The sequence below is a fragment of the Paracoccus nototheniae genome (assembly GCF_004335005.1).
GTDB lineage: Bacteria > Pseudomonadota > Alphaproteobacteria > Rhodobacterales > Rhodobacteraceae > Paracoccus > Paracoccus nototheniae.
In genome coordinates this window covers 15051-35036 of sequence record NZ_RQRT01000033.1, presented here as the reverse complement: position 1 = coordinate 35036, position 19986 = coordinate 15051, and the positions used below count along the sequence as shown (strand labels likewise).

Here is a 19986-nt window from a genome sequence, read left to right as displayed (position 1 = left end):
GCCCGCGTCGCAAGGGAGGACAGATGATGCAGCCAACGACGCCCCCGGGCGATCTGCGATCCGTACCCGCGTTGCTGGCGCGCAACGCGGTGCGGTTCGGCGACCGGCCCGCCTATCGCGAGAAGGAATACGGGATCTGGCAAAGCTGGACCTGGGCGCAGGCGGCTGATGACATCCGGGCGCTGGCGATGGGGCTGATGGCGCAGGGACTGGCGCCCGGCGATCATCTGGCGATCATCGGGCGCAACCGCCCCGCCCATTACTGGGCGATGATCGCCGCGCAGATGTGCGGGGCGATCCCGGTGCCCCTGTATCAGGACGCGGTGGCCGAAGAGATGGCCTATGTGCTGGATCATTGCGGCGCCCGCTTCGTGATCTGCGGCGATCAGGAACAGGTCGACAAGGTCCGCGAGGTCGAGGAAACGACCGGCGCCGGAGCCCGCATCATCTATACCGACCGCCGGGGCATGCGGAAATACGATGCGACGCAGATGAGCGCCCTGGCCGATGTGCAGGCGCAGGGCCGGGCGCAGGCTGCCGAACTGGGACCGCGGCTGGACGCGATCATCGCGGCGCTGGATTACGACAGCACCTGCGTGATGCTGTATACCAGCGGCACCACCGGCAAGCCCAAGGGCGTCGTGCTGTCCAACCGCAACATCATCGAGACGGCAAAGAACACCGCGCAGTTCGACCACCTGACCGAGGCCGAAGAGATCGTCGCCTATCTGCCGATGGCCTGGGTCGGCGATTTCATCTTTTCGGTGGGGCAGGCGATGTGGTCGGGCTTTACCGTGAACTGCCCCGAAGGCGCGCATACGATGATGACCGACATGCGAGAGATCGGCCCGACCTATTTCTTCGCCCCGCCCCGGGTCTTCGAAGGGCAGCTGACATCGGTGATGATCCGGATGGAGGATGCCGGGCGGATCAAGCGCTGGCTGTTCCGGCGCGGCATGGCGGTGGCGCATCGCGCCGGGCCCGCGCTGCTGGACGGCAAGCCGGTGGGCATGGCCGACCGGCTTGCCTATGGCCTTGGCAAGCTGTTCGTCTTTGGCCCGCTGAAGAACACGCTTGGCCTCAGCCGGGTGCGCGTCGGCTATACGGCGGGCGAGGCGATCGGCCCCGAGATCTTTGATTTCTATCGCTCGCTTGGGATCAATCTGAAACAGCTGTATGGCCAGACCGAGGCATCGGTCTTTATCACCCAGCAGCCCGACGGGCAGGTCCGGTCCGATACGGTGGGCGTGCCCAGCCCCGGCGTCGAGGTCCGCATCGGCGAAAACGGCGAGGTTTATTACCGCAGCCCCGGCACCTTCGTCGAATATTACAAGAACGCCGACAGCACCGCCTCGACCAAGGATGCGCAAGGCTGGGTCGCCACCGGCGATGCGGGCTTCTTCGAACCGGACAGCGGCCATCTGCGCATCATCGACCGCGCCAAGGATGTCGGAAAGATGGCCGATGGGTCGATGTTCGCGCCCAAATATGTCGAGAACAAGCTGAAATTCTATCCCAACATCCTCGAGGCCGTGGTCATCGGCAATGGCCGCGATTTCTGCACCGCGATGATCAATATCGACCTGACGGCGGTGGGCAACTGGGCGGAACGGAACAATATCGCCTATGGCAGCTATCAGGAACTGGCCGGTCACGCGCAGGTCTATGACCAGATCCGCGACCATGTCGCGGCGGTGAACGAATCCGTCGCCGGCGATCCGATGCTGTCGGGTTGCCAGATCCACCGCTTTCTGGTCCTGCACAAGGAACTGGACCCCGATGATGGCGAGATGACCCGCACCCGCAAGGTGCGCCGCGCCGTGATCACCCAGAAATACGCCGATCTGGTGACGGCGCTTTATGACGGATCGCCCAGCATCCACACCCGCACCGAGGTCACCTACGAGGATGGCCGCAAGGGCCATATCAGCGCGACCCTGCAGATCTGCGATGTGCCGGTCTTTGGCGATGCGGGCGCAAGAAAGGCGGCGGCGGAATGATGATGCAGGATCACAGGGCGCACGCCGCGCGCCAGACCGGCCCCGTGGTGATGGAGCTGAAGAACATCACCCTGCGCTTTGGCGGCGTGGTGGCGATCAAGGATATCAGCTTCGACATCCGCCAGGGCGAGATCCGCGCCATCATCGGCCCGAACGGGGCGGGCAAATCCTCGATGCTGAACGTCATCTCGGGGTTCTATCATCCGCAAGAGGGGCAGGTGATCTTCAAGGGCACCCCGCGCGGCCCGATGAAGCCCTTTCAGGTGGCCCGGCTTGGGATCGCGCGCACCTTCCAGAACATCGCCCTGTTCGAGGGGATGACGGTGCTGGACAATATCATGACGGGTCGGCTGAACCGCATGAAGGCCGGGTTTCTGGCGCAGGCCCTGTGGTGGGGCAAGGCCGAACGCGAAGAGACCCAGAACCGCGCCGCCGTCGAACGGATCATCGACTTTCTGGAAATCCAGAACATCCGCAAGACGCCCGTGGGCCGTCTGCCCTATGGGCTGAAAAAGCGCGTCGAACTGGCCCGCGCACTGGCCGCCGAACCGCAGCTGTTGCTGCTGGACGAACCGATGGCCGGAATGAACGTCGAGGAGAAAGAGGACATGAGCCGCTTTATCCTCGATCTGAACGACGAATTCGGCACCACGATCTGCCTGATCGAACATGACATGGGCGTGGTGATGGATCTCAGCGACCGGGTGGTGGTGATGGATTACGGCCGCAAGATCGGCGACGGCACACCGGCCGAGGTGCGTGGCAATCAGGCGGTGATCGACGCCTATCTGGGGGTGGCCCATGACTGACCGCGATCCAAGGGAGGGCCAGTGATGGACCAATTCATCTTTGCCGCCGAGGTGGTGCTGAACGGGCTGATGACCGGCGTGATGTATGCGCTGGTGGCGCTTGGCTTCGTGCTGATCTTCAAGGCCTCGGGCGTGTTCAACTATGCTCAGGGGGTGCTGGCGCTGTTCGCGGCGCTGACGCTGGTGGGCATCCAGAACGGACAGGTGCCCTTTGCCCATCTGATCAATGCGGCGCTTGGCACGCAGCTGCATCATTTCGGCTGGACCGTGCCTTCGGCCCTGGCCATCGCGCTGACGGCGCTGGTCATGGTGGGGCTGGCTTTCCTGATCGAAAAGCTAGTCCTGCAGCATCTGGTGGGACAAGAGCCGATCATCCTGTTCATGGCGACGATCGGCCTGGCCTATTTCCTGGAGGGCTTCGGCGACGTGATGTGGGGCGCCGACATCAAGACGCTGGACGTGGGCCTGCCGCAGGGTATCTCGGACGGGATCGAGGCCGCGACTGCCGAATGGTTCGGCTATGGCTTCTTCATCGACCGGCTGGATCTGTGGGCGACGCTGATCGCGGCGCTGCTGGTCGTGTCGCTTGTGGCCTTCGCGCAATACACCAAACAGGGCCGGGCGATGCGGGCGGTGGCCGACGATCATCAGGCGGCGCTGTCGGTGGGCATCTCGTTGCGCTTCATCTGGGTGATGGTCTGGTCCATTGCGGGCTTCGTGGCGCTGGTCGCAGGGATCATGTGGGGCACGAAATCGGGCGTCCAGTTCAGCCTGTCGCTGATCGCGCTCAAGGCGCTGCCGGTGCTGATGCTGGGCGGCTTCACCTCGATCCCCGGCGCCATCGTCGGCGGGCTGATCATCGGCGTGGGCGAAAAGCTGTTCGAATTCACCATCGGCCCGATGGTCGGTGGCGCGACCGAGACCTGGTTCGCCTATGTCCTCGCCCTGATCTTCCTCGTGTTCCGGCCCCAGGGCCTGTTCGGCGAGCGCATCATCGAGAGGGTCTGAGGGTGGACGGAATGGAAGCCTCCGGCGGGGATATTTTGGCCAAGATGAAAGCGGCATGGCTTCATCTTGGTACAAATATCCCGGGGGTGCGGGGGCTGGCCCCCGCTGCAACGGCACTGCAGGGAGCGGATGGATGATCTATCGTGAGGCGGGCGACTTCAAGACCAGCTATCGGGCGGATGGGCAGACCTTTCCGCTCTGGCTGGACCGGTGGGGATATTACGCCGTGCTGGCGGTGGCCTTCGGGATCATTCCCTTTGTCATCAACGATTACTGGGCCAATGCGGTGCTGGTGCCGTTCCTGATCTATGCGATCGCGGCTTTGGGGCTGAACATCCTGACGGGCTATGCGGGGCAGGTCAGCCTGGGGACCGGGGGGTTCATGGCGGTGGGCGCCTATGCGGTCTACAAGCTGATGACCTCTTTTCCCGATGTCAGCATCCTGATCCATATTCTGCTGGCCGGGGCGATCACGGCGGTGGTGGGCGTGCTGTTCGGCCTGCCCAGCCTGCGCATCAAGGGGTTCTATCTGGCGGTGGCCACATTGGCGGCGCAGTTCTTTCTGGTGTGGCTGTTCAACAAGGTGCCGTGGTTCTACAACTATTCCGCTTCGGGGCAGATCACCGCGCCCACGCGCGAGGTTCTGGGCTTTGCCGTCACCGGGCCCACGACCAGCGCACCGGCCAAATATCTGGTCTGTCTGGTGCTGGCCTTTCTGCTGGCCTGGCTGGCGCGCAACCTGACGCGCGGGTCGATCGGGCGCAAATGGATGGCGATCCGTGACATGGATATCGCCGCCGAGATCATCGGCGTCGATCCGTTGCGCGCGAAACTGTCGGCCTTTGCGGTCAGCAGCTTTTTCATCGGCATCGCCGGGGCCCTGCTGTTCGCCGTCTATCTGGGGGCGGCCGAAGTGGGCGAGGCCTTTGGCATCAACAAAAGCTTTCTGGTTCTGTTCATGATCATCATCGGCGGGCTGGGCAGCATCTTCGGCAGCTTTGCGGGCGCGGCCTTCATGGTCCTGCTGCCGGTCCTGCTGAAGAACGTGCTGGTGGGCAACCTTGGCTGGCCCACCGATCTGGCCGCCCATATCGAGCTGATGATCGTGGGCGCGCTGATCGTGACCTTTCTGATCGTCGAGCCGCATGGGCTGGCGCGCCTGTGGCGCCTGACCAAGGAAAAGCTGCGGCTCTGGCCGTTTCCGCACTGATTTCGCTGCATGGGCCGGGCGACCGGACCGCACTCTCTGGGAGGAGACCCCGCAATGAAACTGACCTTTCCCGCCGTTCTGGCCGCGACGCTGATGGCCGCAAGTCCGGTTCTTGCCGATCTGGTGGTGCCGAACCTCAGCTATCGGACCGGGCCTTACGGGGCCAATGGCACGCAATATGCCGACGGGTTCAACGATTACTTCACCCTGCTGAACGAACGCGATGGCGGCATCGGCGGGCAGATCATTCAGGTTCCCGAATGCGAGACGGCCTATAACACCGAAAAGGGCGTCGAATGCTATGAGGCGACCAAGGACACCGGGGCGCTGATCTATAACCCGCTGTCCACCGGCATTACCTATCAGCTGATCCCCAAGGTCGCGGTGGACAAGAAGGTGCTGTACACGCCGGGGTATGGCCGGACCTCGGCCAAGAACGGGCGGGTCTTTGAATGGGTCTTCAACGCGCCCGCCAATTACTGGGACGGGGCCTCGGTCGCGGTCAAGTATCTGCTGGATCAGAATGACGGCAGCCTTGATGGCAAGACGATCGCGCTGGTCTATCACAACAGCGCCTATGGCAAGGAGCCGATCCGCACCCTGCAGGAGCTGGGTGAAAAGCACGGCTTCACCCTGACCGAACTGCCGGTCGAGGCGCCGGGGCAGGAACAGAAAAGCCAGTGGCTGCAGATCCGCCGCGACCGGCCCGATTACGTCATCATGTATGGCTGGGGCGTCATGAACCAGGTCGCCATCCAGGAGGCCGCCAATATCCGCTTTCCGATGGAGAATTTCATCGGCATCTGGTGGGCCGGGTCGGAAATCGACGTGCAGCCTGCCGGGGCCGCAGCGGACGGCTATAAGTCGCTGACCTTCAACGGGGTGGGGATGGATTATCCCCTGTATGACGATCTGCAGACCCATGTGATCGATCCCGGCAAGGCCAGTCAGGGTGGCCAGCATGTCGGATCTGCAGTCTATTCGCGGGGCATGTATGCGGCGGTGGTCATCGCCGAGGCGATCCGCACCGCGCAGGAGATCGCAGGTACGCCTGAAATCGATCCCGAACAGCTGCGCGAGGGATTCGAGAACCTCGTGATCACGCCCGAACGGCTGGTCGAGCTGGGTCTGCCCGATTTCGGCCCCGAGATCGCGATGAGCTGCGAGAACCATGGCGGCAGCGGCATGGCCCGTCTGCAGCAATGGGACGCGACCGCCGGCCAATGGAACCTGATCACCGAGTTCACCGAGCCCGATCAGGATGTGCTGGGCCCGCTGATCGAAGAGGACAGCGCCGCCTATGCCGCCGAGGCCGGGATCACGCCGCGCGATTGCTGACATCCTGCCCCGGCGGCGCCGTCCGCCGCCGGGGATCATCTGCCGGAAGGGACAGCCCATGTTCGACGCCGAAAATCGAGAGACGCTGCTGGACGTCAATAATATCGAAGTGATCTACAACCACGTCATTCTGGTGCTGAAGGGCGTCAGCCTGACCGTGCCCAAGGGCGGCATCACCGCGCTTCTGGGCGGCAACGGGGCGGGCAAGACGACGACGCTGAAGGCGATCTCGAACCTTCTGGCCAGCGAACGGGGCGAGGTGACCAAGGGCGCGATCACCTATGAGGGCCAGAACATCACCGCGCTGGACCCGGCGGCCCTTGTGCGGCGCGGCGTCATTCAGGTGATGGAGGGGCGCCATTGCTTTGAGCACCTGACGGTCGAGGAGAACCTGCTGACCGGCGCCTATACCCGGCGCGACGGGTCCGCCGCGATCAGGCGCGATCTTGAGATGGTCTATGAATACTTTCCGCGTCTGCGCGAGCGGCGGAAAAGTCAGGCGGGCTATACCTCGGGCGGGGAACAGCAGATGACCGCGATGGGCCGCGCGCTGATGAGCCGCCCCCAGATGATCCTGCTGGACGAGCCGTCGATGGGGCTGGCGCCGCAGCTGGTCGAGCAGATCTTTCAGATCGTCAAGGCCGTGAACGAGGGCGAGGGCGTGACCTTCCTGCTGGCCGAGCAGAACACCAACGTCGCCCTGCGCTTTGCCCATCAGGGCTATATTCTGGAAAATGGCCGGGTGGTGATGGAGGGGCCGGCCGCGCAGCTGCGCGAGAACCCCGATGTCAAGGAATTCTATCTGGGCATGTCGGACGAGGGACGCAAATCGTTCCGCGACGTGCGCAGCTATCGCCGCCGCAAACGCTGGCTGGCGTGACAGGGGACGATCATGGCATTTTATGACGATCTGGAAACCCGCGATGCGGCGGCGCGCGATCAGGCGATGGCGGCAGCCCTGCCTCTGGCGATCGCCCGCGCCCGGACGGCGCCCGCGCTGGCGCGTCTGTTGCGCGATGTGGACCCCGACGGGGTGACCGACCGCGCGGCGCTGGCCCGCCTGCCGGTGATCCGCAAGGCGGAACTGTCCGAGGCGCAGGCCAAGCATCCGCCCTTTGGCGGCTTCACCACCCGGCGCGCCGCCGAATTCGACCATGTGTTCCAAAGCCCCGGCCCGATCTATGAACCGGGACGGCGCGAGGGTGACTGGTGGCGATTGGGGCGGTTCCTGCATGCCTCGGGGGTGGGGCGCGGTGATATCGTGCAGAACTGTTTCGGCTATCACCTGACGCCTGCCGGGATGATGTTCGAATCGGGCGCGCGGGCCGTCGATGCCGCCGTGCTGCCCGCGGGGACCGGCCAGACCGACCTGCAGGTGCGGGCGGCGGTCGATATCGGCACGACCTGCTATGCGGGCACGCCCGATTTCCTCAAGGTGATCCTGGACCGTGCCGATCAGATGAACGCCGTTCTGTCGCTGACCCGGGCCGTGGTGGGCGGGGGCGCGCTGTTTCCGTCGCTGCGCCAGCTTTATGCGGATCGGGGGATCGTGACGCGGCAATGCTATGCCACCGCCGATCTTGGCAATATCGCCTATGAATCCGATGCGGTGGACGGGATGATCGTGGATGAGGGCGTGATCGTGGAAATCGTGCGCCCCGGCACCGGCGATCCGGTCCCCGAAGGCGAGGTGGGCGAGGTTCTGGTGACCACGCTGAACCCCGATTACCCGCTGATCCGCTTTGCCACCGGCGATCTGTCGGCGGTCCTTCCCGGCACCAGCCCTTGCGGTCGTACGAACATGCGTATCAAGGGGTGGATGGGCCGCGCCGATCAGACCACCAAGATCAAGGGCATGTTCGTGCGCCCCGAACAGGTCGCGGCCCTTGTCGCCCGCCACCCCGAGGTCGCCCGCGCCCGGGTGATCGCCGACCGGCAGGGGCAGATGGACGTGATGACCGTCCAGCTGGAAACCGCCGCACCGGGGGGCGATTACGCGGCCTCGGTCCTTGAGGCGCTGAAGCTGCGCGGCACCGTCGAACTGGTGGCGCCCGGCAGCCTGCCCAATGACGGCAAGGTCATCGAGGACCGGCGCAGCTATGGGTAAGACATTAAGGAAGCGTTACCAAATAGATGGCATTTGACCCGTTAACTTGTTTGTAACCCTGCCAGCCGCGACAGTGACATCGGACCGAAACAAAGGGTGTCATCATGGCTGCGGCAAAGGGTTTGAACAAACCGTCGATCATCATCAAACGCGTCGAGGCCGCGGCGGAATCCGGTCATCACGGCGGCGCGTGGAAGGTCGCCTATGCGGATTTCGTCACCGCGATGATGGCGTTCTTTCTGCTGATGTGGCTGCTGAGCGTCACGACCGAGGAACAAAAGACCGGGCTTGCCGATTACTTCGCACCCTCGGTGATCCAGACGCCCTCGTCTGAAAAGACCGGTTCGGGCGACGGTCAGGACGAAGGCGTGCGCCACGCCGTCGAGGCACCCCTGCCCGACAGCAACAGCGCCGGAGATTTCGAAGAGGTGGCCCGCGCGGTTCAGGACAGCCTGACCGGAACGGGGGCCGAATCGGCGCAGCTGACAAACCTGCTGCAGCATGTCGTCACCCGCATGACAGACGAGGGGCTGGTGATCGAACTGGGTGATCTGACCGATGCGCCGCTGTTCGTCGAGGATACCGCACAGCCTCAGCCCGCGCTGAACGAACTGGCCGGCATCATCGCCCGCGTCGTGGGGCGGGTCACGAATGATGTCGCCATCTCGGGGCATGTGCGGGCCTATCCTGAAACGCTGGTCGCCTCGCCGGTCTGGCCGCTGTCGGATGCGCGGGCCCATACCCTGCGCAACCTTCTGAAAACGAACGGCTTCGATGAAGGCCGGGTGCAGCGCGTGTCCGGCTATGCCGATCGCAAGAACCGCCGGTCCAATCCGATGGACCCGCTGAACAACCGGATCGAGCTGATTTTACTGAGATAGGATCGCCGGTTAGGACGATCTTAAACCTTGTCGGGCAGGGTCATGGGCAACAGCGTAACACAAGGGTGTCTGTCCATGTCCATCTCCTCAGCGATGAATGCCGGTGTGTCCGGACTGGCGGCGAACTCGTCGCGCCTTGGAACGATCTCGGACAATATCGCGAATGCCTCGACCTATGGCTATAAACGGGTTGAGACGGAATTCGCCTCGATGGTGGTTGGGCAGGGCAGCGGGCTTTATACGGCGGGGGGGGTCCGCACCTCCACACAGCGGGTGATCACCCAGGACGGGGCGCCGGTCACCACCTCGCACCCGCTGGATCTGGCGATGACCGGGCGTGGGATGCTGCCGGTGACCACGCTGGCCGATGTGAACAGCGGTGAAGATCCGACCTTGTTGATGACGCGAACCGGATCGTTCCGGCCCGACGCCAACGGACTTTTGCGCACCGAAGGCGGGCTGGTCCTGATGGGCTGGCCGACGGCGGCGGATGGCACCATGCCGCTGGTCCCGCGCGATTCCTCGGCGGCGCTGGTGCCGATCCTGATCGAATCGAACCGGCCCGTGGGCGATCCGACCTCGCGGATCACCATCGGGGCCAATCTGCCCGCCACCGAAACCGCGGACACGGCCACCGGCGATGCGATCCCGGTTCAGGTCGAATATTACGGCAATCTGGGCAATTCCGAAAAACTGAACGTGACCTTTACCCCCGAATTGACCACACCCGGCGGGCTGTCGAACAGCTGGCTGGTGGAGGTTCGGGATACGGCTTCGGCGAATGCGGTGATTTCGACCTTTCGGGTCGAATTCGACGGCAGTCAGGCTTTGGGCGGCAGGATCGCCAATGTCACCGCGCTGACTGGCAATGCCTATGATGCGGCGGCGGGCACGATCGATCTGGATGTCGGCGGAGGAGAGATCGAGCTGGTCATTGGTGTGCCGGGCGGCGCCTCGGGGCTGACGCAGCTGGCCTCGCCCTTCTCGCCGTCCAATATCGGGCGCAACGGCTCTCCGGCCGGACAGCTGGTCAAGGTCGAGATCGATGCGGCGGGCAAGGTGAATGCGACCTATGACACCGGCTTCATCAAGACGCTGTACCGCATTCCGGTCATCGACGTGTCGAACCCCAACGGGTTGGAGGCCGCAGCCGGTCAGGCCTTCAAGCCTTCGCGCGAATCGGGCAGCTTTTTCCTGTGGGATGCCGGCAGCGGCCCCACCGGCGGGATCGCGGCCTATGCCCGCGAGGCGTCCACCACCGACATCGCGCAAGAGCTGACCAACCTGATCACCACGCAGCGCGCCTATTCGTCGAACGCCAAGATCATCCAGACCGTCGACGAGATGCTGCAGGAAACCAGCAACATCAAACGCTGATCCCAGCCCTGACGGGCCTGCCTGAAGGAGGCTGGATATGAGCATTGCCGCAGCGATCTCAAACGCAATGTCGGGTCTGGGCGCGACGGCGCGGGGCACCGAAACGGTGGCAGGCAACATCGCCAATGTCATGACGCCCGGCTATGCCCGACGCCAGGTCACGCTCAGCGCCAACACTCTGGGCGGTGGTGTGCGCATCGACGGGATTGCCCGCATCGTGAACGCCACGTTGGTCTCCGAGGTGCGGCTGGCCGCCTCCTCGATCGGTGAGGGGGCGACCCGCACGGTCTTTCACCAAAGGATGGAGGCTGTGGTCGGCCTTCCCGGGGGCGCCACGTCCCTGTCCTCGGCGCTGACCAATCTTCAGACCGCCCTCAGCGCGGCCGCCACGCGCCCGGATGATGAATTGCGTCTGGCACAGGTGGTCAGTGCCGCAGACCTTCTGGGCCGGCGGTTGAACGATGCCTCGGACGCGGTCCAGTCGGCCCGCAGCACGGCTCAGCGTGCCATCCAGTCCGAGGTGGCAGAGCTGAACACCTCGTTAGAGCGGGTCGCCACGCTGAACACCCGGATCGCCATCCTCGATTCCGACGGGCGTGACGCCACCCCGCTGATGGATGAGCGCCAGCGCCTGATCGACCGGATTGCCCCCATCGTGCCCATTCAGGAGGTAACGCGCGAACAGGGCAAGGTCGCCCTGTTCACGATCGAGGGCGCGGTGCTGCTGGACGGCAGCCTGCCCGCACGGCTGGACTTTGCCGGGGCTGATCATGTCGCCGCCGGCCAGCTTGTCGGCGCGCCGCTGCAGCTGCTGACCCTGAACGGCACGGCCCTGACGGCTGGACAGATGCGGTTGTTCAGCGGCGGGTCGCTGTCGGCCAACTTTCAGATCCGGGATGTGCTGGCCCCGCAGATGCAATCCGAACTGGACGATCTGGCCTTTGATCTGCATCAGAGACTGGCCGATCCTTTGGTCGATCCGACCCTGACGCCTGCCGGGACGGGCCTTTTCACCGATGCCGGCGCGCGCGCCGATGCGGCCGGTACGGTCGGGCTGGCCGGACGGATCACTTTGAACACAGCCGTCGATCCGTCTCAGGGCGGGCAATTGTGGCGTCTGCGATCGGGCCTTGAGGCCTTGCCCGGGGGGCCGGTGGGGCAGTCCGATATCCTGCTGGCTTTCGCGCAGGCGCTGGATTCCTCGCAGCCTGCCCCGGCGGGCAGCGGCTTTACCGGCACCGAGGGTCTGGCGACCCGCTTTGGCGTCATCGAATCGCGGGTCGCCTCCCGCAGGGTGGATGCGCAGTCCGAACTGGCCAACCGCAACGCCCGCCAGTCGACGGTCATGTCCAGCCTGATGTCAGATGGCGTGGACAGCGATGCGGAAATGCAGCGCCTGCTGCACTATGAACAATCCTATGCCGCCAATGCCCGCGTCCTGATGGCCGTGGACGACATGATCAACCAGATCCTGAGGATGTAAGCCCGTGACCTTGAACAGTATCGGTGATCAGGCGCGCGCTTATGCGCTGACGGTTGCCACGAACCGGACCAAGACGACCCTGGCGACCCTGACAGAAGAACTGGCCTCGGGCATGGTGGCCGATCTGGGCCAGCGGCTGGACGGCAATACCCGCGCCTTGAACGAGATAGAGGGCCGGATGGTCCTGACCCGCCAGCTGAACCAGAATGCCAGTGAAGCCGCTGTTCAGCTGCGCGCGGTTCAGGACATGTTCGAAGGCATTCGTGCCAGCACAAGCGATCTGGGGATCAGCCTCTCGGCGGATATCTTCATCGACGGCAGCCTGCTGATCGGGACCGGTCTGGCTCAGGCGGTGGATGCTTTCGACATTTCCATCCGTCGGCTGAACGGCACGAACAGCAACCGGCACCTGATGTCGGGCGATGCCAGCGGAACTGTGCCACTGATCGACGCCTCGTTGATCATGGACCAGCTTGTCGCCATCACTGCGGGGATGAGCACGGCGGATGACGTGGCGATGGCGATTTCGAACTGGTTCGACGCGCCAAGCGGCGGCGGAGGATTTCTGGATGTGGCCTATTCCGGGGGCCTTGGGCCCGCGCAGAAGATTTCTGTGGGCGACGGCATGGCAGTCGAAATGACGACGACCGCCGCCTCGCCTGCCGTCCGCGACCTTCTCAAGGGTCTGGCCACCGGGGCGATTGTCCAGCGCGGTGTCCTCGGAGCAGATCAGGCGGAACGCGGGCGCTTGATGAAGCTGAGCGGCGATCTGCTGACGGCCGCCGACAGCGCCGTTCTGGGCGAGATGGGGCGGGTCGGCGTGGCCCAACAGTCGGTCGAACGCGCTCAGGCCACGAATGGCGCGGTGCTGAACACGCTTGATCTTGCGCGCAACGACCTGTTGCGGGCCGATCCTTTGGAAACGACCGCGGCCCTGACCGAGGTGAAGGCCCAACTGGACACGATCTATGCCGTGACCGCGCGGCTTTCAAAGCTCCGGCTGGTGGATTTCCTGCGGTGAAAGCGGTTCTGCACGCGGTCATTCTGTGGCTGGCTTTGGCGATGTCGGCACTGGCTGTGCCGGTGCGGATCAAGGATCTTGCCGATTTCGACGGGGTCCGGGGCAACGATCTGGTGGGCTATGGTCTGGTGGTCGGCCTTGATGGAACCGGCGACGGGATGCGCAACGCACCGTTCACCGAGGACATGCTGGCCGGTTTGCTGGAAAGGCTGGGCGTCAATGTCACCGAGGATGCCCTGCGATCCAGAAACGTGGCGGCGGTGATCGTGACCGGCACTCTTCCCCCCTTTGCCAGATCGGGCAGCCGGATCGATGTCAATGTCTCGGCCATCGGGGATGCAAAGAGCCTGTTGGGCGGCACATTGGTGATGACGCCCATGAAGGCTGCGGACGGTAATATCTATGCCGTGGCGCAAGGCTCGATCATTGCGGGAGGCGTGGCGGCCCAAGGCGATGCCGCGCGTGTGGTCGAAGGCGTACCGACCACCGGCACCATCCCCGTCGGCGCCCGGGTCGAACGCGAGGTCGAATTCGACTTTGCCGGTATCGACAATATCCGCATCGCGTTGCGCAATGCTGATTTCACCACGGCGACCCGGGTCGAGGATGTGATCAACCGGGATTTCAACCGCCAGCTGGCCGTGACATTGGACAGCGGAACCGTCGTCGTCAACTTTCGCGGCCTGGGCGAGGTCAATCCCGCCCGCGTCGTCGGCCGGATCGAAAACCTGATGGTCGAGCCCGAGGACCGCGCCAAGGTCGTCATCGACCATAAATCCGGCACGATCGTTGTCGGCGAACGGGTCAGAATCTCGCGTGTTGCGGTGTCGCAAGGTAACCTGACATTACGGGTGGCCGAGGCCCCGCTGGTCGCGCAGCCCAATCCCTTTGCCAATGGCGAAACGGTCACCGTCCCACGCACGGATGTCGAGCTGCGGCAGGAACCCGGCATCGGCTTTGTCGAGGTCGCAGGCGAAACCAACCTCAGCGATCTCGTGGAGGGCCTGAATGCGCTTGGCGTGCGTCCGCGCGACATGATCGATATTCTGAAATCGATCCATTCCGCCGGGGCCCTGCATGCCGATCTGATTGTCGAATAGGGTCAGGCCCGCAGCGAACCGGTCAGTGCCGACAAGGCCAGTGCGGCGGTGCCGGCTCTTGTCTGACGATAAAACCGCCCCTGCAACATTGCCATCAGTGCTTGGGGCCCGGGCCGTGTCAGCATGGTCCCCAGATGGTCCAGCGCCGTACGGCTGTCCGGGGGCAGGTCCAGGCAGGCCAGGCTGGTGTGATTGGCACGCAGCCAGCCGCCGAAATCGCCCGCCATCAGCTGGCGCAGGCGGGCCGACAGCGCGGGAAGGGTGTCGTTGCGACCGACCTCGCTGCGGGGATGCTGGCGATACAGCAGCGCCGGGCGAGGGTCGTGGATCAGCCGGGCCCGATGGGCCGCCATCAGCTGATAGGCCCACCAGTCATGGGCAATGATCCCCGCCTGCCGGGCATGGGGGGCTGCGTTTTGCAAAAGTCTGACGGCGCTGGAATTGAAAACCGATGTATTGCCCGCCATACACGCCTGAACCAGTGCGTTCCGGATGCCGAAGGGTCGGCGGAAGCGGCGCGATTCCGCGATGGGTTTCAGGCGGGCATCGGTGATGATCGTGCGCGCGGCATAATGGCCGGGACCGGGCAGAGGGTTCAGCACCTCGACCGCTCGGGCCAGTTTATGGGGAAGCCACAGGTCGTCCTGATCGCAAAAAGCGGCCATCGCGCCCCGCGGGACATGATCGATCAGCGACAGGAAATTCATCGTGGCCCCGGCCCGGGGACCGTCGATCAGGGTGACCCGGCCCTGTCCGTAGCGACCGGAAAATTCAGCCACTCTGTCTTGTGTTCCATCAGTCGATCCATCATCCGAGACGATCAGCGACCAGTCCTCATGGGTTTGATCGGCAAGGCTGTCCAACTGGGTGGTCAGATGCGCCGCTCCCTGAAAGCTGGCCAGCAGGATCACGACATGAGAGGTTGGCATGGCGGTCCCTTTGCCTCTGACGACATGACCCGAAGGCGATTGCGCCCCCGGGTCGTGCAGGTTCTGGCCCCTTGGGGCCGCAAGGGCAAGAGATCTCAGCCAGGCTGCAGGGCGATATCCTCGATAAGGACCGCGCTGACCGGTAGCTTGGTCACCGTCTTTGTTGCGGTCATAAGGCTCTTGCGCAGCAACACCAGATTGCGGTCGGCGGTATAGTTGCCATCAAACCCGCCGGTATTGGCATGGATCATCAGCGCGCGCAGCAGGGCGTCGCGCAGGGCATGTTCCTTGCGACCAAGCGCATCGATGCTGGCCGCATTCGTCTGCAGGGTCAGCGTCAGGATCATCATGTCGCGCATATCGCCCTGCCGGACCAGTGGCACGAAGAATTGCGACGGAAAGGTGAAAAAGCCTTCCTCGCCAAAGGCGGCAGAGGCATCGCCGCCGTGATCGTCAGCCGCAACGGGGGGCTTAGGTTCAGCGTGATCGTCTGCGACAGGGTCGACCGCCGCGTGGTCTGCGGCGGCATGATCGGGGGCGGCGGGATCTGCACTGGTATCGGCCGGGCCGCGCAACATGTCGCCGGCAAATGCGCCGCCGACAAGCGCCGCAACCGGCAGGGAGAGGGTCACAAGTTTACGGATCACGGGCGCACCTCAATAAGGCAGGATGATGTCGGCGGCCTGCTGGCCATAGCGTGGTTGCTGCACGTCGGTGATCTGACCGCGACCGCCATACGAGATTCGCGCGCCGGCGATCCGATCATAGGCGATCTCGTTGCTGCGGGCGATGTCGGCGGGACGGACAAAGCCGGTGACGGTCAGTTCGCGCAGCTCGAAATTGACGCGCACTTCTTGCGTGCCCTCAATCTGCAGGGTGCCGTTGGGCAATGTGTCGACCACTGTCGCCGCCACCCGAAGGGTCAGCTGGTCGCGGCGGGTGATATTGCCATTGCCGCGATAGGAGGAGGTCGACGAGGCATCGGCCAGATTGTCGAAACTGGCCCCCTCGGGCAGTTTGTCGGACAGGCGTTGCGGAATGCCGACCATCTGCGGAATTGACAGGCTTTCGCCGGAACTGCGATTGCGGCCCGAACTGTTCGAAATATTCGCGCTGTCGTCGATTTCGATCACCACGGTCAGAATGTCACCCCGGATGGCCGCCCGACGATCGCTGATCAGCGAGGATTGCGAGCCTGCCCACAGCGAGGCTGCTGCTTCGGGGCGGCCCGAATCCAGCGGCAGGTTCAGCGGCGGGTTGGTCATCGCCAGAAATTCCTCGGTCTCTTGCGGCGAGGACAGCTCGGGCGGGCGGCCCAGACCGGCGGCGCGCGAGCAGCCCGAGGCGGCCAGAGCCAGGCAGAGCAGCATGGCGGGTTTCATCGCGTTTCCTTTCACTTGATCACGGCCAGCGAACCGTCGGGCATCACCTGCGCCGTCACCGTGCTGCGCGATCCCATGTTCATCACGCGGATCAGCGCGCCGGCGGCGCCGTCGGACAGGGCGCGGCCCTCGGTGTCGATGCGCAGCGCACCGCGTTGAAAGGACAGGCGCACTATCTGGTTGCGTCCGACCAGGCGCGGGGCCTGCAGCATGTTTGCGTGAAGGGGGCGCCCCTCATAGACGGTGATGCGGGTCTGCATTCCGATAACCTGCGACGGGTCGGTCAGGCCCGGACGGTCGGTCTCGATGACGCGCAGGTCGGCGGGGCCGATGACGCTGCCCGCAGGCAGAGTGCGCGCGGCGCCCAGCCCACCCGCAAGGGCCGCACCGGGCAACAGCACAAGGGCCAGAACCAGTGCCCGCATCACCGCACCTGCACCGTGGCGCTGAGCATCTGGTCGGCGGCAGTGATGACCTTGGCATTCAGCTCGTAACCGCGCTGTGCCTTGATCAGTTCGGTGATCTCGCGCACCGCATCGACCGAGCTTTCCTCAAGATATCCCTGTCGCAGCGTGCCCAGCCCGTCCTGGCCGGGATCGACGACCTGCGCGCCGCCGGATGCGGCGGTTTCGATGAACAGGTTCGACCCGATTGCCTCCAGCCCCTTTTCATTGGCAAAGCCCGCCAAGGTGATCTGGCCCAGCAGCTCCGGTTCGATCCGGTCGCTGAAATAGCCATAGACCTCGCCATCGGCATTGATCGTGATGGCGCGGGCATCGTCGGGAATGGCGATTTCGGGCACCAGCGGATAGCCGTCCGAGGTCACGATCAGCCCCTCGGGCGATCGTTTCAGTCCGCCGTCGCGCGTATAACCCGAGATTCCCGAAGGCAGCGTCACCTCCAGATAGCCGTCGCCTTCGATCGCCAGATCCAGATCGCCGCCGGTCTGGATCAGGGCGCCCTGCTGCAGGCTGATGCTGACGGCGGTGGGGCGCACGCCCAGACCCAGCTGCACGCCGGCGGGAATGACTGTGCCATCGGCGGCGGTCACGCTGCCAGGGCGGGATGCCTGTTGGTAGTGCAGGTCGGCAAATTCGGCGCGCCGGGCATTATAGCCGGTGGTGGACATGTTCGCGAGGTTGTTCGAGATCACCTCGACGCGGGTCTGCTGGGCGCTCATGCCGGTGGCGGCGATCTGCAGGGCTCTCATGGGATGTTCCTTATCGGGTCATGGCGGTGATCGCGCCGCGGATCCGCTGATCCTCGCGATCCAGAAAGGACTGGCCCAGCTCGTAGGCGCGCTGAACCTCGATCATGCGGGTGATCTCGAAGATCGGATCGACATTCGAATCTTCCAGAAATCCCTGACGGATCTGGGGGTTTTCGACCGTTTCCGGCGCGCCTTCCAGCGTAAAGCCGGTGCCACCCTGATGGGTCAGATCGACACCTTCCGGCGCGGTGAAGAGGCCGATCCGACCAAAGGGCAGCCCGTTCGAGGACAAGGTGCCATCCGCCCCCACCGCGACCGAAGCGGCGCCTGCGGGCAGGATCACCGGGGCCTGCCCTTCGTCCAGCAGGCGATGGCCGGCGGCGGTCATCAGTTCCCCCTCGGCGGAGGGCATGAAGGCGCCGGCGCGGGTCAGGCGCAGCCCGTCGGGCGCCTCGACCAGAAAGAACCCTGCGCCTTCGATGGCCAGATCCAGATTGTTGTTCGTCTGCGTCATTGCGCCCTGCCGCAGGTCCAGCATCCGGCCGCGCGCATGGGCCATGGACAGGGTGTCGCCCTGCCGGTCCAGCGCGGTCAGATGTTCCGCAAAGATCACCCCCTCGCGGCGGAATCCGGTGGTGCTGGCATTGGCGATGTTGTTGGCGACGACGCGCATTTCGGCCATCAGGCCGGATTGGCGGGTCAGGCTGGCATAGATGGCGTTGTCCATGTCAGCTGCCCGCGATCCGGGGGATGATCTCGCCAAGATAGAAATCCGACAGGGCGGTGGTCATGAAGCTCATCGAGACCCAGAAGACGACCAGCATCAGCCCCACCTTGGGCACGAAGGTCAGTGTCATCTCCTGCACCGAGGTCAGCGCCTGAAAGAGGCCGATCACGACCCCCGCGACCAGCGCCACCCCCAGCATCGGGGCCGAGATGCGGACCGAGATCAGCAGCGCCTGACGCAGCATGTCGAACAGGACCGTCTCGCCCATCAGACCGGCATCCGCAGGATATCCTGATACGCCTCGACCACCTTGTCGCGGATCGCGACGACGGTGTTCAGCGTCAGTTCGGCCTCGGCGATGGTCTGGACCAGTTCCTGCGTGCTCAGCTGTCCGGTCATGGCCCTGGTCGACACCGCGTCGACCTGGGCCATCTGCGCTGCGAAATCCTCGGCGGCCTGTCCGACGCGTTCCAGCATGCGCGGCGCCGATCCGGCATCGGGCGAGACCGCGCTGCGGGCGGCGGAATAGGCATTGGCGGCATTCAGTCCGGTGATCATGGCAAGCCCTTTCAACGGCGAAGAAGATCAAGAAGCGACGCGCCCATCTGGCGGGTCTGTTCGAACATGCGCAGATTGGCCTCGTAGCTGCGGCCCGCCTCGCGCGAGTCGGCCAGCTCGATCACCAGATCGACATTCGAGCCGTCGTAATATCCATCCGCATCGGCCAAAGGATGCGCGGGGTCGTGGATGCGGGGCGGGGTGGTCTGGTCCAGACGCATCCGGCCTGCCGCGACCTCTCCGGTGGGGCGGCCAAGGCGCACGGCCTCTTCGAAACTGACCAGCTTGCGGCGATAGCCGGGCGTGTCGGCATTGGCGATGTTTTCAGCCGTGTGGCGCAGGCGTTCGGTCTGCGCGCGCATGCCCGAGGCTGCCAGCCGCAGCGGTGTGATGGGATCGGTCATGCCCATACCCCCTTATCTGCGGCCCAGACTGGACCGGATCAGATCCAGCCCCGAGCGATAGATGGCCAGCGACATGTCATGCTGACGCTTGACCTCGGCCCCGCGCACCATCTCCTCCTCCAGCGAGACCGAGTTGCCGTTGGGCGAGACGGGGCTCTCTGCCTCGGTCACCCGCGCACCGGCGGGGGACCATCGCGGGCTGTCCATATGCCGGGCATGGCTGACCCGCAGCACCCCCGCCGCCCGTTCCTGCCGATAGGTTTCGGCGAAGTCGGGCAGGTCGCGCGCCCGGTATCCGGGCGTGTCGGCATTGGCGATATTGCGCGCCGTTTCGATGTGGCGCTGTTGAACATGCAGACCCATGGCGCGGGCCATCTGCATCATTTCGATCTTTTCGAACATGAGGCTTCTCCTCGGCTGACGTTAAACCCGGTCTTAACCC

At 64.5% G+C, this 19986-nt stretch carries 22 protein-coding genes; 12 read left to right on the top strand and 10 right to left on the bottom strand.

Going from position 1 to position 19986, the window contains the following annotated elements:
- The first annotated feature begins 23 nt into the window (after positions 1-23).
- The 12 genes from EG885_RS12875 (at position 24) to EG885_RS12820 (ending at position 14334) form a co-directional block, all read left to right on the top strand.
- Positions 24-2000 carry an AMP-binding protein gene (locus EG885_RS12875; protein WP_165571133.1) on the top strand — a complete coding sequence of 659 codons (1977 nt, stop codon included), beginning with the start codon at positions 24-26 and terminating at the stop codon, positions 1998-2000.
- Positions 1997-2809 carry an ABC transporter ATP-binding protein gene (locus EG885_RS12870; RefSeq protein ID WP_131575187.1) on the top strand — a complete coding sequence of 271 codons (813 nt, stop codon included), beginning with the start codon at positions 1997-1999 and terminating at the stop codon, positions 2807-2809. The genes EG885_RS12875 and EG885_RS12870 overlap by 4 nt, the downstream gene beginning before the upstream one ends.
- 24 nt (positions 2810-2833) lie before the next feature.
- Positions 2834-3817 carry a branched-chain amino acid ABC transporter permease gene (locus EG885_RS12865; RefSeq protein WP_131575185.1) on the top strand — a complete coding sequence of 328 codons (984 nt, stop codon included), beginning with the start codon at positions 2834-2836 and terminating at the stop codon, positions 3815-3817.
- Between the two features lie 133 nt (positions 3818-3950).
- Positions 3951-5027, top strand: coding sequence for a branched-chain amino acid ABC transporter permease (locus tag EG885_RS12860; RefSeq protein WP_131575183.1), 1077 nt, complete (start codon positions 3951-3953; stop codon positions 5025-5027).
- Positions 5028-5081: 54 nt separating this feature from the next.
- Entirely contained in the window at positions 5082-6365 is a 1284-nt protein-coding gene (locus EG885_RS12855; RefSeq protein ID WP_131575181.1) for an ABC transporter substrate-binding protein, read from the top strand.
- Between the two features lie 58 nt (positions 6366-6423).
- Positions 6424-7245, top strand: a complete 822-nt coding sequence (locus tag EG885_RS12850; protein ID WP_131575179.1) for an ABC transporter ATP-binding protein — start codon at positions 6424-6426, stop codon at positions 7243-7245.
- 12 nt (positions 7246-7257) lie between these two features.
- A complete protein-coding gene (locus tag EG885_RS12845) occupies positions 7258-8472 on the top strand; it encodes a phenylacetate--CoA ligase family protein (RefSeq protein WP_131575177.1) in 1215 nt (404 codons plus the stop codon).
- Between the two features lie 104 nt (positions 8473-8576).
- Entirely contained in the window at positions 8577-9353 is a 777-nt protein-coding gene (locus tag EG885_RS12840) for a flagellar motor protein MotB (protein ID WP_131575175.1), read from the top strand.
- 75 nt (positions 9354-9428) lie between these two features.
- Positions 9429-10730, top strand: a complete 1302-nt coding sequence (locus tag EG885_RS12835; RefSeq protein WP_131575173.1) for a flagellar hook protein FlgE — start codon at positions 9429-9431, stop codon at positions 10728-10730.
- 37 nt (positions 10731-10767) lie between these two features.
- Positions 10768-12213, top strand: coding sequence for a flagellar hook-associated protein FlgK (gene flgK, locus EG885_RS12830; protein ID WP_131575171.1), 1446 nt, complete (start codon positions 10768-10770; stop codon positions 12211-12213).
- A gap of 4 nt (positions 12214-12217) precedes the next feature.
- Entirely contained in the window at positions 12218-13234 is a 1017-nt protein-coding gene (locus EG885_RS12825) for a hypothetical protein (protein WP_131575169.1), read from the top strand.
- 41 nt (positions 13235-13275) lie between these two features.
- Entirely contained in the window at positions 13276-14334 is a 1059-nt protein-coding gene (locus EG885_RS12820) for a flagellar basal body P-ring protein FlgI (protein WP_242679641.1), read from the top strand.
- Positions 14335-14336: 2 nt separating this feature from the next.
- On the opposite strand, the gene EG885_RS12815 is transcribed toward EG885_RS12820, so the two are convergent.
- The 10 genes from EG885_RS12815 to EG885_RS12770 all read right to left on the bottom strand — a co-directional run bounded on the left by EG885_RS12815 (position 14337) and on the right by EG885_RS12770 (position 19946).
- Positions 14337-15263 (bottom strand): glycosyltransferase, encoded by a 927-nt coding sequence (locus EG885_RS12815; RefSeq protein ID WP_131575167.1) that lies wholly within the window; start codon positions 15261-15263, stop codon positions 14337-14339.
- A 95-nt stretch (positions 15264-15358) separates the two neighbouring features.
- On the bottom strand, positions 15359-15910 hold the full coding sequence (locus EG885_RS12810; protein WP_131575165.1) for a hypothetical protein: 552 nt from the start codon (positions 15908-15910) through the stop codon (positions 15359-15361).
- 9 nt (positions 15911-15919) lie between these two features.
- Positions 15920-16645, bottom strand: coding sequence for a flagellar basal body L-ring protein FlgH (gene flgH / locus EG885_RS12805; protein ID WP_131575163.1), 726 nt, complete (start codon positions 16643-16645; stop codon positions 15920-15922).
- Between the two features lie 11 nt (positions 16646-16656).
- Positions 16657-17070 carry a flagellar basal body P-ring formation chaperone FlgA gene (flgA, locus tag EG885_RS12800; RefSeq protein ID WP_131575161.1) on the bottom strand — a complete coding sequence of 138 codons (414 nt, stop codon included), beginning with the start codon at positions 17068-17070 and terminating at the stop codon, positions 16657-16659.
- Entirely contained in the window at positions 17070-17855 is a 786-nt protein-coding gene (flgG, locus tag EG885_RS12795; RefSeq protein ID WP_131575159.1) for a flagellar basal-body rod protein FlgG, read from the bottom strand. The genes flgA and flgG overlap by 1 nt, the downstream gene beginning before the upstream one ends.
- Positions 17856-17865: 10 nt before the next feature.
- Positions 17866-18582 (bottom strand): flagellar hook-basal body complex protein, encoded by a 717-nt coding sequence (locus EG885_RS12790; protein ID WP_131575157.1) that lies wholly within the window; start codon positions 18580-18582, stop codon positions 17866-17868.
- Position 18583: 1 nt separating this feature from the next.
- Positions 18584-18850, bottom strand: a complete 267-nt coding sequence (locus EG885_RS12785) for a flagellar biosynthetic protein FliQ (protein WP_131575155.1) — start codon at positions 18848-18850, stop codon at positions 18584-18586.
- On the bottom strand, positions 18850-19140 hold the full coding sequence (fliE, locus tag EG885_RS12780; RefSeq protein ID WP_131575153.1) for a flagellar hook-basal body complex protein FliE: 291 nt from the start codon (positions 19138-19140) through the stop codon (positions 18850-18852). Before fliE ends, EG885_RS12785 begins: the two co-directional genes overlap by 1 nt.
- Positions 19141-19151: 11 nt before the next feature.
- Positions 19152-19544, bottom strand: a complete 393-nt coding sequence (gene flgC / locus EG885_RS12775) for a flagellar basal body rod protein FlgC (protein ID WP_131575151.1) — start codon at positions 19542-19544, stop codon at positions 19152-19154.
- Between the two features lie 12 nt (positions 19545-19556).
- On the bottom strand, positions 19557-19946 hold the full coding sequence (locus EG885_RS12770) for a FlgB family protein (RefSeq protein ID WP_131575149.1): 390 nt from the start codon (positions 19944-19946) through the stop codon (positions 19557-19559).
- Positions 19947-19986: the final 40 nt, after the last annotated feature.

Coding starts and splice junctions, on each gene's coding strand:
- EG885_RS12840 (WP_131575175.1), top strand. CDS start 8,577: ATGGCTGCGGCAAAGGGTTTGAACAAACCGTCGATCATCATCAAACGC.
- EG885_RS12865 (WP_131575185.1), top strand. CDS start 2,834: ATGGACCAATTCATCTTTGCCGCCGAGGTGGTGCTGAACGGGCTGATG.
- flgH (WP_131575163.1), bottom strand. CDS start 16,645: ATGAAACCCGCCATGCTGCTCTGCCTGGCTCTGGCCGCCTCGGGCTGC.
- EG885_RS12820 (WP_242679641.1), top strand. CDS start 13,276: ATGTCGGCACTGGCTGTGCCGGTGCGGATCAAGGATCTTGCCGATTTC.
- flgC (WP_131575151.1), bottom strand. CDS start 19,544: ATGACCGATCCCATCACACCGCTGCGGCTGGCAGCCTCGGGCATGCGC.
- EG885_RS12845 (WP_131575177.1), top strand. CDS start 7,258: ATGGCATTTTATGACGATCTGGAAACCCGCGATGCGGCGGCGCGCGAT.
- fliE (WP_131575153.1), bottom strand. CDS start 19,140: ATGATCACCGGACTGAATGCCGCCAATGCCTATTCCGCCGCCCGCAGC.
- EG885_RS12855 (WP_131575181.1), top strand. CDS start 5,082: ATGAAACTGACCTTTCCCGCCGTTCTGGCCGCGACGCTGATGGCCGCA.
- flgA (WP_131575161.1), bottom strand. CDS start 17,070: ATGCGGGCACTGGTTCTGGCCCTTGTGCTGTTGCCCGGTGCGGCCCTT.
- EG885_RS12815 (WP_131575167.1), bottom strand. CDS start 15,263: ATGCCAACCTCTCATGTCGTGATCCTGCTGGCCAGCTTTCAGGGAGCG.
- EG885_RS12860 (WP_131575183.1), top strand. CDS start 3,951: ATGATCTATCGTGAGGCGGGCGACTTCAAGACCAGCTATCGGGCGGAT.
- EG885_RS12835 (WP_131575173.1), top strand. CDS start 9,429: ATGTCCATCTCCTCAGCGATGAATGCCGGTGTGTCCGGACTGGCGGCG.
- EG885_RS12790 (WP_131575157.1), bottom strand. CDS start 18,582: ATGGACAACGCCATCTATGCCAGCCTGACCCGCCAATCCGGCCTGATG.
- EG885_RS12770 (WP_131575149.1), bottom strand. CDS start 19,946: ATGTTCGAAAAGATCGAAATGATGCAGATGGCCCGCGCCATGGGTCTG.
- flgK (WP_131575171.1), top strand. CDS start 10,768: ATGAGCATTGCCGCAGCGATCTCAAACGCAATGTCGGGTCTGGGCGCG.
- EG885_RS12850 (WP_131575179.1), top strand. CDS start 6,424: ATGTTCGACGCCGAAAATCGAGAGACGCTGCTGGACGTCAATAATATC.
- flgG (WP_131575159.1), bottom strand. CDS start 17,855: ATGAGAGCCCTGCAGATCGCCGCCACCGGCATGAGCGCCCAGCAGACC.
- EG885_RS12870 (WP_131575187.1), top strand. CDS start 1,997: ATGATGATGCAGGATCACAGGGCGCACGCCGCGCGCCAGACCGGCCCC.
- EG885_RS12785 (WP_131575155.1), bottom strand. CDS start 18,850: ATGGGCGAGACGGTCCTGTTCGACATGCTGCGTCAGGCGCTGCTGATC.
- EG885_RS12875 (WP_165571133.1), top strand. CDS start 24: ATGATGCAGCCAACGACGCCCCCGGGCGATCTGCGATCCGTACCCGCG.